Below are 12,622 nucleotides of genomic sequence, written 5' to 3' on the forward strand. Positions count from 1 at the left end.
TCTAAGAGCTCCATTTTTCCCTCGATTTCAAATCTTAAGCAATTCAAAAAGGTTTCATATTATAACTTGACTATCAATCTATAGCCTGTAACTTCCTATAAATAGTCATAAAAAACTGACTATTAAATAGGTGTATTAAAAGTATGAAAATATTATTTATTAGTAATTTGTTAGCTTGGTGTAAACCTGTTAAAATCCAAGACTTTTAAAAATTTTCGCAGTTGATTTCGCTTTCTCCACATCTGTTTTACTTATGTATGTAAGAAGTTGTCTCTCTGTTTTATGTCCTGTAAAATTTAACAAGTAAGTAATAGGAATCTTTTCATAGAAGTTCGTAGCAAAGCTTTTTCTTCCAATGTGAGAAGTTACAAGTTGATACTTTGGATAGTTACCAAAAACCTTCCTAGTGATTCTTGACAAACCCTCTCTCTCAATTGTCAGAACCTTGCCATTGTACAGAACCTCATCTATACCAGCTAGTTCACAAACATCTTTAATATATAGATTAAGATTTACATCAGAAATCTTGCGTGGAAATTCACCTCCTCTTTTCAACAAAATATTTTGTACTTTTTGTAGTAGTGGAATTTGCATCTTAGTTCCCGTTTTGACTTGATTAAACTCTATGTAAGATTGATTCTCATCATCTTGTACAATCATACTGGAATTGAACCTCAAATAATCACTAACCCTCTGTCCTGTATAGCAAGCTATCAACAACCAATCCCTGGCATTATCCAAGTATTCACTTGGCATCTCCGTTCTTTCTATTTTATCAAGCTCATCAAAATTAAGATAGACAGATTTCGGGACATTTCTTGATGCTTTTTCTATATCAAACTTCCACAAAAGAGCATGTTTATGTACTTCTATATCAAAAGACTCTGCAACCTTACAAATCATTTTCAAAAATTTAAGATTTCGATAAGTTGTAGATGTCTTATAGTTCTCCCGAAGACAATACTTTTCAAAATCCACCCTAAAAGAATTATCTAAATCAGAAAACTTCAATTGTTTAAAAGTTTTCTTCCTAGCTGTTAGGTCATCACAATAACGCTTTATCAACTGTTTAACTACGTTTGCTTTCTTAATGGTTGACTCACTTACAGTATCTTTCTTTAGATTAATGTAGTCATCAATAAACGAAAGTATGTTGTTTAACTGCGGTTCTATCTTTTCTGAAATAACTTTTTCAGGATAGATAGTAGCTTCAAGCCAACCCTTTAAATCCATTTCAGGTTTATAACTTATGTATTCCGAAATTATTTTTGTCTCAATTCTAATTAGCTCAATGTTTAATTCAACCAATTCATTGCTTACATTCCGTGAACTTATTACACATTTTCCATTTTTCCAATCCTTTGGTTTACACTTTAAGTGAGATAGAGGTACTTTTACATCCACCTCCTTATCTCTTAATCGTACCCAAACTGTACTATACTTGTTTTCAACTTTCCCTCTGTTAAAAAAACTAACTGATGCCATAAATTTTCGATTCAAAATTGTTCCCAAAATTGTATCCGAACTCTAAAAGATAAGCCTAAAACAATGGGTCTGTTTTGTCTTCGGGCATGTAGAAATCTTATGTATTGCTTGTTTGGACGAGGGTTCGAATCCCTCCAACTCCACTTAAAACCATATAAATCAATGATTTATATGGTTTTTTTATTTTTCGTAATATAGAAAAGGTATTTTTTCGTTTCCGAATATATAAACTTTATTATTGTCTATTGCAATTGTACCTTTATTGGAAATCCAATCATAGTTATTATTTAATGAAGTCCCATCGTTAAATAAAATATTGTATTTATCATTTACTTTATAAATTCCAAAACCATTATTTATGATGATTTCACCAATATTTTTACATTCATATTTACTTTTTAAAATCAAACCTAGTTTATCGGATAAATCATAATATTCCCAAATTGAATTGATTTTTAAACCAATAAGATTAGGTATCTCGTTTGAAAGGATAATTTTGTCGTATGTAAAGGGTAATATCGTTTTATTATTTCCATTTACTATGCCTATTTTTCCATTTTTTTTGGCAATAACTAAATTTCTTCTGATATCATAAATGGAATCAAAAACAGGTTTTAAAACAGTTTTGGGATTTTGATAGTTTTCATCCACCCCATTTACACCATACTTATTATTTTTCCCTCTAAATGATATTAATCTTTCTCTTTCAAAATAAGGTACTGCACAGCCCAGACCTGGAACAATATAATCACCTTTAGCTAAATCGAAAACATCAAAGGAAGAACAACTATTTATATGGCATAAAGCAACAAAATTTTCACGCATTGATGTATGCCATAATTGAAATACTTTGTAAATCGGTTTAACTAATATATTACCATTCATATCAATTACCCCAAAATTATCTTCCATTTTTATTATTGTTGATTTTCTGCCAACAAAGGGATATGCAGCTACAAAACCAGCTTCAGATATTTTTTTATTTGTATTTATATTGATATAATAAAATTTGTCACCAATAAATTTTGGCATTATTGAATCTTTTTTATAGGATAAATCTTTTAACGCTTCAATATCAAAGGGAAATTTATCAAACTCAATTTTATTTTGAGAAAATATAGTAACTGAAAATACTATAAATAGAATTGTAATAATTTGTCTCATATTTTTCGAATTGTTTATACAATACTGAACAAAATCAAATATACGCATGATTGAATAACAATGATAAAATTGTAATCAATACGTAAGTTTACCATTCTTCATTATCTCTGGAATTAAATATTTTCATGGAAAGTAAAAAGGTCAGGGATTTTATCACCTTCTCCCTTCTTCAACATCTTCCGAATCATTCAAGAAGAAACTGCAAAAACTTTCATCGGTATTAATTCATATTTCACCGGATAAATGACTCATTCTACCGAAGCAAATTGTTTTAAAATGTTATATGCTGCAAATTTGACATATAAATTAAAACACCATGAAAAACTCTACTCAATCACAAGACAAGAAATTAGTAATCAGAAAAAAAGTTATCAAAAATTATTCTTTAAAATCTAAAGATGGAGGTTTTGAAACCAATCCTACATCAATATCAATAAGTTCATCATTTTTTTAAATTCATATTTGCTTATGTGGGTAAACTGTAAAATAATATCAAGTAATCCACTCCTTTACACTAAATTTAAGGAGTTTATCATCCAAACTCCTTTTTTAGTGTTACTGCATGAAAATACAGAGAACGGAGCGGATCAGCAGATCATCTTTTGGGATGTAGATACCCGAAATATAGAATCTTCTTACGTTAAAGAAATAGTAGGGTTTGGTTCTATCATCATCGTTATTTCATCCCTGCTTTCCAAGGATGTCATCACTAAATTATTTGAAAAGGAACATTTGCCTTGTGTAGGCACTTTAACCAAACATATCATCTACAGTCAATTTGTTGATGAGATCAGCAGAATTATGGATGCAAAAGCAGAAGCTATATTCCGAGTAAACTAAACATTTCATCTTTTTTTGATGAAGCGATGGTAATTGCTTTTCCGTTATTCAGCTCAATGACGTTTCCGGAAACAGATTTTATAGAGGTAAGCTTTACGATAAAAGAACGCTGCACTCTAAAAAATATCGGGGGAACCAAAAGGTCTTCCATGGATTTCAAAGTGGCCAATGTGGTAAATGATTCTGTATCGGTAACGATTTTAAGATAGTCACCTAATGCTTCCACATACAGGATGTCAGACAGAATGACTTTTACCAGCTTGCCATTGACTTTAATAAAAATGCGGTCTACCGGCGCTTTAGCAGTTTCTTTCGGCTTTGATGTTTCTGTTTTCGCAGGAGCCGCAGCACTTTGTATACGTTCTTTAGCTCTGTTAACCGCTTTCAAAAAACGGTTGTACGCTACCGGTTTCACCAGATAATCCACTACCCCGTCTTCAAACCCCTCAAGAGCAAAGTCTCTGTGGGCTGTAATAAATATAATGGAAGGTTGCTTGGACAGTGAGCGTATCAGCTCAATCCCATTAATTTTAGGCATCTGGATATCACTGAAAATGATATCTACTTCATTGGATTGAAGATAAGCCAATGCCTCCATAGAATCTTCATAGGAAGCCTGCAAGTCTAAAAAAGGAATGGTTTTTACAAAATCTACGATCAGTTCCTTGCCAATAGGCTCATCATCAATAACAATACATTTTAATTTCTCGTTCATCTAAGTCAAATTTATTGAGAGCGAAACGAAAAAGCTGTTTTCTCTATCTTCTATTTTCAGGTTATGATTAGCCGGATAGAGAAGATTTAGTCTCTTTTCAACGTTTTTCACTCCAATGCCTCCGAAGGGGCTGTTTTTATGGATATTAGTGTCTTTATTATTTTCAATGGAAAAGTAAAAAATATTTTTAACAAAATTGATATTTATTATTAAAAAATTGCGGTCTGAACTCTTTAGCCCATATTTAAATCCGTTTTCAATAAAGGTAAAGGTCAGCAAGGGAGCAATCATTATGTGCTGAAGATCTTCGGGAGCAGAAATATTCAGTTCAATTTCTTTATCTGCAGAATACCTCATCTTTTCCAGTGCAAAATAGTTTCGGATAAAATCCAGTTCTTTTTCCAGCGGCACCTGCTCGGTATTGGATTCATATAAGGTATAGGCCATTAAATCTGAAATATTGATAATCGCTTCAGGGGCAGACGGATCTTTTTTCACGACCAATCCGTACAGATTATTTAAGGTATTAAAAAGGAAATGGGGATTCAGTTGGGCTTTCAGAAAATCCTTTTCAATATTCAGGTTTTGGAGTTCCAGTTCTGAGGTCTGCTTCTGAAAATAAATAGTCCTGTTGAATAACCTGGTAATATCAAAGAGCATCTTCACAAAGAAAGGAGGTGAGAAAGAATAGATCACAAGCATCGCATTTCCAAAAACATTCTTAAAGGACAGCGCTTCTGCAACAGTTTGTTTAGCATTTCTGCTGACAATATTCTGCAACGGACCACTATTAATTTCTATTCCAAAATAATTCATCCCGACAAACTGTAGGTAATTAACGGAAAGCCAGATATAAATACAGATGGGAAGGCAGATCAACACCAAAAAAACTCCCAGCACATTGCTTTTGAAAATCTTCGGAACAATGACATAAAAAAATATGTAAAAAACCACCATATTATTCACTGTTCCCCGGGCTGTAAGCAAGAAACTGGAATCAAAAGAAAGCTTCAACTCTACCCAATAATTCATGAAAAGCAATGAGGAAAAGAAAATCCACATAAATGCATGACAAAGTATTTTAACGCCAGGCGTATAATATTTGTCGAAGTTTACTTTTGAAATTTTCTCCAAAAACGGAGTTATCGTGTTACTTGGCTGATACATAAATTACCTGGATTGATTTAAAATTCTATTATAATATTTCACAGCGAATGAATATGTCATCAATTCTAATGCCCGCTGTTCTGAGGGAAACCATCTGTTAAGACTCATATGGATATAACTGGACAGGTTATTTTTATCCAATGTCAATTGACTTATATTTCTATCACGTTCACTGAATTCTTTTTCAAAATCAGAACTTGCAACAAAAGAATGGAGATCATCTTTCAAAATCCTGTATTTTGAGGTGATGTGAGCTCTTAATTCGGGATTAAATTCTTTCAAGAAAACATCTTCTACGGATTGGCAGAATTCCAGCTTTTGAGGTAATGAGAAATGGAATAAGGAAAGCCACCGGTCTATATTTTTAACGGCAGAAAACAGTCTTATTTCTTCACTTACAGCAAAAATTTCATCTTCCAACAGGGTTAAAATCAATTGGCTGTCATATCCAAACATCACTTCTGTTGCTTCCATATAGGTTGCTCCATATCTTTCAATCTCCCGATGGTAAGAATCTGCCTGGATATTCCATATGCTTTCTTCCTGAAAATAAGGATCTAACATTTCATGCAATTGCCGGATAGCTTCAGAATACTGCTGTTTATTTTTTAATTGTAATCTGATTCGTAAGTGATGATGGGGATCCGTATACCGTATAAAAAATGATGATTGTATTATTTTATCTTTTGCCAGCTGATCCAGAACAGGTTTTATGGCATAACGCAATAAAGCATCGGAAATACTGGAACTGCAATACAATTTAAGATACAGCCATTCGCTTCCAGGTGCAAAACTTCTTTGTACTGAAGATGAAGTATATTGCGAAGTTTTCGTTTCATTGTTAAAACCTTTATTTTCAAGAGGGAGAATGATCTGCTGACTGTAGTTTCCATCATCAGCATGTTGGAGCCATTCAGCGAGCTGGATCATTGTACTGCTTTTTGCTTCTTCCAGCAGCAACTGCAGGTAGCTTTCATGGGTGGTATCTAAAAACAGTTCATTGTCTCCCTGAACCAATACCACATATTGAGTCACTTTCCATTGCTGGAAAAATTCTCGAAGAGCCGTTATGGGTGAAGCCGCTTTTTTTATGCTGTGAAGATCATCTTCGTGAAGGATCCAACAGGCTCTGTGGAGGATAATATTTTTATAGGCTATTCTTGGGAAAAATCTTTTTCTTAGCTTTGAATACTCTATATTCAAATTGATATTTTTCTGGTTCTGACTTTGCACTGAACACAAAAAACGATAGGCCGCATTTTCGCTTTTATGGAAATTATGGGCATTGGAAAGCCTTGGAATAATCCTTTTGTTTAATTTTTTTGACCGTAGCACAATTTCCTCTCTGTCTACGGAAACCATCATATCTTTTAATAAAATCTGATGATCTATCGTACAGCCACTGTCTGCAAAAAGAGGGATCTCATAGACTGAAAGCATAGGACGTCTGGCTATATTTCCTGTTCTTTTCTCTGGGATATAGATAAGATCTGCAAAAATAAGGTCTGAACTAAGTTCTTCTTCCTTCCGGTGTATTTCTCTGCCTAAAGTTTCAATTTCTTCATCCAGCAATCCGAATCTTCCCAAAATACTATTCGCTCCTGAGACTCCCACATTTTGAAGATGAAAACAGTCTCCTCCAAATGGTGATCCTACTACACAAAAATTTTGAGAGTTAATGGGTTCTTCATCCAGTTCTCCCAGGTTTTGTTTGTCCAGATAAAGAGTTTCTTCTGTATTCTTTTCAATGAGATCTAAAAGGATATTGGAGTGAATTGTTTCATTTGATTTATTTTCTTTATCCTTTCCCGTTGCAATACCTTCCAAAAGGACGCTGGTTTGAAGATTTCCTATTTGCGGATCTGCAGGAAAGCCTATTCCGTACTCGGAATCCAACACCTGCGTCAGCGGAACTTCCCTAGATTCGTATTTTAAGGTAAAGATTTTTTTAAAATGATCCAGTTCTTTCTGTACCGGATTTGCCGTCCCAAATTTGTGTAACAGGGACAATGAAGTATTGATATTCCGAAGGGTTTTATCTGGTAAGGTGAAAGAACTTTCTGAATCATGTTTCAGATCGACATGGAATAGATGCTTTTTATGAATACCAATCTCTCCTGCCAGGTTTTTAATTTTTTCTATTTCTTCCAGTGGAAGGTAACCGACCGGAGTATCTTCAATAATCGCAATACAATGATCTACTGCATGAAAAATATCAAGATACCGGACAACTTCATCAACTCCTTCCTGTTGTAATCGCAGTAAAACGTTTCTGATCTTCCTGGTATTATCTGAGGTAAGAGTAAGCTGCAGTTCACTTACCAAAAATTTCATACTGATCAGCTCTCCAAGAAAATCGGATATTTCGTCTTCTTCAAAATCGGATAAAAAGTGTTTTTTGATGTCTTCATACCTCAGCGGTTCGGAAATTTCAGACAACGTATCAAGGTATTCGTTTCTCTCAAGTGACGAAAGTTGATCTGTCCACTTCTCCCCTTTTTCGATGGGTTCTGCATATCGGAATTGTCCCGGGATTGCAGCAATAGTGTTATTGGCTTTATATCTTAGATTATACCTTATGTAGGGATTGTTTTCAATATGGTATTTTATGGCTGCCAGGAATTCCATATCGATTCTGGCTTTACGGCTGACTGAATTTTTGTGTACCGGATTTTTCAGGTCCTGGATGGCTACACCAGCCATAGTTCCGTACGGTGTACATCTTGTACTGGCACGGATGGCATATTTTTTCAGGGTATGGATAAGTTTAGGAATTTTATCGGCTTTCAACCTGTTTTCCTTATAGCAGATGATGGTTTGGTATACGTCCGGCGAGCTCCAATAGACTGATGTTATGAAATCATCATTGTGTATGAGCTCATTAACGGTCTCTTCTATGTTTTTTGTCTGTTTATCGGCATTAAACAATATGTCATAAGAAAACAATGGCTTCCTTATGACATATTTGTTGTAGGCATCATATTTTTTCATGGTATCATTGTGAAATGATCTATCTTCTGTTAAGAATGTAGAGTTTCAGCAAAAATATCATATAATTACCTAACTGCAACTAAAAAGTTTCACACTATTTGAATTGATTAAAGACCTGAATCGTATATTTTATCCATTTTTACGGATAAAACTACTGTTTTATATAATTTTATCCGATAATATATATCTTCCTGTCTTTAATGCTTATTACGATCTTGTTTCCGAGCCAGTTGATCCCTGTTTTGCCTTCATAGATAAGGTTTTCAACAAATGTTACAGCGGGCTTGTCCACGTGAGCGTATGGGTTGGAAATAGATCCAATATTTCCTGTATATATTTTTGTTTTTACTAATGAATTGAATTCACTTTCTTTCTCGAAGACTTTCATACTGCTGATATCTACACCAAGCGTTTTGATCAGCTTATCACTCAGCCAGAAAGAATTGCTTCCTGCTCCGGAGTCCAGCATCACTTTGATCTTGTATTTATCGTTCAGTACTGCGTAGGTAAAGATATCAACGGTATCATCTGCCTGAGTGGAAAGGAAAATGTCAATTGATTTTGAATAGGATGAAGGAGCTGCGTCGGCAAAACTAATTTCCTGTTTTCCATAATCTATGACAACATCTGTATTTTCGAACATTTTAAGTGAGATAAGACCGTCAATGCCCGGTATTTTCATATCGGCAGTAGAGAAAGGAATATCGGTAAACTTTTTTCCTGCGAAAAGTACTTCTTTATTTTTAAACATAGGAATGTCTAAACGTTCTCCTGTTGCCCGGAACCCTGTAAAAAAGTTGTACGAGGATGGTTTAGAGGGCAGCTTTGCGGCAAAATCATTAAAAAAGAGATTGATTCCTGCTCCCGTATCAAAAATAAAGTTTCCTTCTACTCCTTCGATTTTCGCCTGTACAACGATGTGTCCTGAAGGCAATAACTTAAAGGGTATTTTTTGTGAAAAAACCTGTACTGAAATGAGCAGTAGAAATGCTAACAATGTCTTCGTCATGATGCTGTAATTTAAATAATTAATCTGAGTTTGGGAGGAAATTTCTTTTTTAACAATGTCAGGAAGTTTGAAGCTGGAGGAGGGAAGTAATTGAGACCGAAAGCATACCTTCGAGCCTCTCGTTTCCAACTTCCAGCCCCATTTTATTAATTTTATTAACTGAATTTATATCGCTTTTGCAAGCATGGCATGCTGTACGACCTTACCTTTATCCAATTTGAATATATAATCTGCAAGATCGAATGTTTCCAGTCGATGTGAGACTATGATGATAATGGATTCGGGAAACAGGCCACGGATATTTTTAATGATTTCATTCTCCAGCTTTGCATCGAGTGATGCGGTGGATTCATCAAATATAAATACGGACGGCGATCTGTTGATAGCTCTTGCAATCGAAACCCGCTGTTTTTGCCCGTCCGACAATGTTCCGCCACTGAAGGATATGGTAGTTTCCATTCCGCTTTCCAGTTTTTTTACGGCATCTTCCAGCTGGACGTATCTTAGAATTTCGTCAATTTCAAATTTGCTTTCCTGAGTTCCGTACCGGATATTGTTTTTCAGGGTATCATGAAAGAGCTGATTTTCTTTTTCTATGAGACAGTATTCATTTTTCCAATAGGCACTGTCGATTATATTTTGGGTATTGATCAGGATCTGGCCTTCTATCGGGTTTATAAAACCACAAAGCAGGTTAATGATGGAAGATTTTCCACTTCCGCTTTTTCCACTTAGCACATAGGTTTTTCCCTGACTGAACGTTAAGTTTATTTCTTTTAAAATAGCCGTTTCACCATGATGTAAATGAACATTCTGGAAGGTAATCTTTTCTACAGGAGTTCTTATACCGTCGTTTTGATGATCTACATAAGGGTTTTTACCGTTAAAATATTCCGCTACTCTTTTCATAGAAACCAGGGATTTTGAAAACTGGCTGTGGGTACTTACAATTTCTATGGTAGGTCCAAATAATCTGTTCAAATATTGTATAAAGGCGATCAGTACGCCTACACTCATGGTATGCTGAAAGACCTGATATCCTCCATACGATAATACTAAAATGGGAGCCAGTGACATGAGCAGTGATGATATACTGGTGTTTAACCCCGATACCAATGTTCCTCTTGAATGTTTAGCAACGAGATCATCGTGCTGTTTTTTAATATTCCGGTTTTCATGCCGGATGGTTCCATAGCTTTTAATCACCCGTATGTTCTTTATTCTCTCTACTAAGTAATTATTCAGTCCGCCTTCCATCTGCTGGATTCCCAAAAAATTCTTTTTGATGTATGGGGTAAATTTTCTGAGTACAAATATGATGGCCGGAAGAAAAAGAAGACTCATGAGGGCAAGCCGGTAGTCGAGGATAAAAAGCATGACGACTACTCCGATCAGAACAATAATATTTTTTATCGAACGTATCAGCAGTGAAGAAATGGTTTGCTGGATATTATCTACGTCATTCATTAACGTGAAAACCAACTCTCCTACTTTGGAATCTTTAAAGAAAGACACATCTTTACTCAAAATATTCACAAACGCTTCTTCCCGGATATCTGAGGATATTTTTTTGCTGACCGTCGTAGACATTACATCTGAGATCATGGAAAAAACAATCTGCAGTACGTAGATCACGACCAGAATCCCGAGCAGCATTGCCAGATCGTGAAAGTTTCCTTTTGGAAACACATCATCTATAATGACTTTAAGCATATAGGGAGTAACCAAAGATCCGGCACTGGAGAGAATCATAAGGACAAAAAGAATGATCTCTTCTTTAATGTACGGATAGATATAGGTTGAAAATCTTTTTAATAGTTCTTTTTGTGAATTCATATCAATTAAATTTGATTAGTATCGTGTTCACATAGCAGATCTGTATTTTAATTGGTGCTATATTCATCTAGTTTTTTTCTCATGATGGAATGCATGGATAATAATTCTCCTTTTCCGTAGGCGGTAAAAAAGACAGGTATCTTCTTAATGCCGTCCATCTGACATAGTTTTTCGATGGCTGATTCTGTAAACGCCCCTGTGATCCAGGTATTAAGCGACTGCGTAACGGCGATCAGCTGGGAAGTCTGAGAGAAATGTCCTGCTTCCAGGTACACCACTTTATAATTTCTCGGGGTTTTATATTTCCAGGCCAGTACTTCAAGATTGGCGGCAAAAAAGACTCCGAATGAACATTTGTTTCCGAAGAACTGTCCTGCTAAACAGTCTCTTAAATCCTGGTAGGAAAATTCGTCGGTCACTTTACATAAGGAATGTGTTTCCGGCTCATACCAGTATACTCCTTTTTTCACGCCTTCTACATTGAATACGGTGATGTAGGGTTCTATGATCTGAAGACATCCGCCTGATGGGCTGCTTCTTCTTCTGAACTCTCCGTATTCTTCTTCTTCCCCGTGGATATATCCGAAAGTATAAAACAACAGGTTGCTCAGTTGTCTGATATCAACTTCCGTTTCTTCAAACTCTCTTACGGTTTTTCTTTTTTTAAGAGTATCTACTAAATTGAGATTGATTTCATCCGGTGCGGGTAGCTTGATGACTACTTCAAAATCTTCTACTTTTCCTCTTCTTGGAAGCGGTTCCTGTTTTACTCTTTTGCATACCTCCAAATATTGGCCTGCCCATTCTTCTTCTGTAGAATCCGACATGGTAACCGAGGTATCTTTGGTAATATTATGGAAAATGTGGGCGTAATAATTTAAATAGGGTGTTTCTAAATTATTCTTATCGGTAAGGATGTCAGCATTGATAAAATCTCTGACAATAATATCTTCATTTGTTTTTTCTTCACCTGTATTAGAGTGGTCAATAAGGGTTTTCAGGTATTCTTTTCTTACGCTGTACTCCTTTTTTTCTTTGTAGTTGAATAAGACAGGTTCGTTGTTTTTGAAATATAAAAAGAAATTGTGTGAAATATTCATAGTGTTAATTTTTAGTTGTTGAAGAAAGAAAAATAGTAGTGACCGGGTGGATCAATGATCACTACTATTTATAAGATTAGTTTGTAAGGGGGTAATTACCTCTGTGGGCAGTACACATTGATATCGAAGAAATCGACGTCAGTTGGTTTTTCAATTTGAGTCATGGTTTTTAGTTTTAAAGGTTATAAAGCTGAAGTTGATGTAGTTGGCTGCTGTGGACAATAAATATTAATGTCAAAGAAGTCCTGATCTCTTGGTTTTTCGATTTGAGTCATGTTGTTAAATTTTTAAGATTATTAATTATAAAGCGGATGT

At 35.0% G+C, this 12,622-nt stretch carries 9 protein-coding genes; 1 reads left to right on the plus strand and 8 read right to left on the minus strand.

Features of this window, described 5'->3' with window-relative positions:
* Positions 1-189: 189 nt before the first annotated feature.
* Entirely contained in the window at positions 190-1,485 is a 1,296-nt protein-coding gene (locus IW15_RS22250) for a phage integrase SAM-like domain-containing protein (protein WP_051882280.1), read from the minus strand.
* A gap of 180 nt (positions 1,486-1,665) precedes the next feature.
* Positions 1,666-2,649, minus strand: coding sequence for a WG repeat-containing protein (locus tag IW15_RS21230; protein WP_034715515.1), 984 nt, complete (start codon positions 2,647-2,649; stop codon positions 1,666-1,668).
* 468 nt (positions 2,650-3,117) lie between these two features.
* On the opposite strand from IW15_RS21230, the gene IW15_RS21235 reads away from it, so the two are divergent.
* Positions 3,118-3,489: a hypothetical protein gene (locus IW15_RS21235; RefSeq protein WP_034715517.1), complete on the plus strand. Its 372-nt coding sequence runs from the start codon at positions 3,118-3,120 to the stop codon at positions 3,487-3,489.
* On the opposite strand, the gene IW15_RS21240 is transcribed toward IW15_RS21235, so the two are convergent.
* The 6 genes from IW15_RS21240 to IW15_RS21265 all read right to left on the minus strand — a co-directional run bounded on the left by IW15_RS21240 (position 3,470) and on the right by IW15_RS21265 (position 12,307).
* Complete coding sequence (locus tag IW15_RS21240; RefSeq protein ID WP_034715521.1) at positions 3,470-4,204, minus strand: LytR/AlgR family response regulator transcription factor; 735 nt, start codon at positions 4,202-4,204, stop codon at positions 3,470-3,472. The two genes, IW15_RS21235 and IW15_RS21240, sit on opposite strands and share 20 nt — an antisense overlap.
* Complete coding sequence (locus IW15_RS21245) at positions 4,205-5,371, minus strand: sensor histidine kinase (RefSeq protein ID WP_034715524.1); 1,167 nt, start codon at positions 5,369-5,371, stop codon at positions 4,205-4,207. It abuts the gene before it with no gap.
* A gap of 3 nt (positions 5,372-5,374) precedes the next feature.
* Positions 5,375-8,362, minus strand: coding sequence for a lantibiotic dehydratase (locus IW15_RS21250; protein ID WP_034715528.1), 2,988 nt, complete (start codon positions 8,360-8,362; stop codon positions 5,375-5,377).
* Positions 8,363-8,531: 169 nt separating this feature from the next.
* Positions 8,532-9,371 (minus strand): aspartyl protease family protein, encoded by an 840-nt coding sequence (locus IW15_RS21255; protein ID WP_084681529.1) that lies wholly within the window; start codon positions 9,369-9,371, stop codon positions 8,532-8,534.
* A gap of 165 nt (positions 9,372-9,536) precedes the next feature.
* Entirely contained in the window at positions 9,537-11,207 is a 1,671-nt protein-coding gene (locus IW15_RS21260) for an ABC transporter ATP-binding protein (protein ID WP_034715535.1), read from the minus strand.
* Between the two features lie 47 nt (positions 11,208-11,254).
* On the minus strand, positions 11,255-12,307 hold the full coding sequence (locus IW15_RS21265) for a SagB/ThcOx family dehydrogenase (protein ID WP_034715537.1): 1,053 nt from the start codon (positions 12,305-12,307) through the stop codon (positions 11,255-11,257).
* Between the last annotated feature and the right edge of the window lie 315 nt (positions 12,308-12,622).

The organism is Chryseobacterium soli (assembly GCF_000737705.1).
GTDB lineage: Bacteria > Bacteroidota > Bacteroidia > Flavobacteriales > Weeksellaceae > Chryseobacterium > Chryseobacterium soli.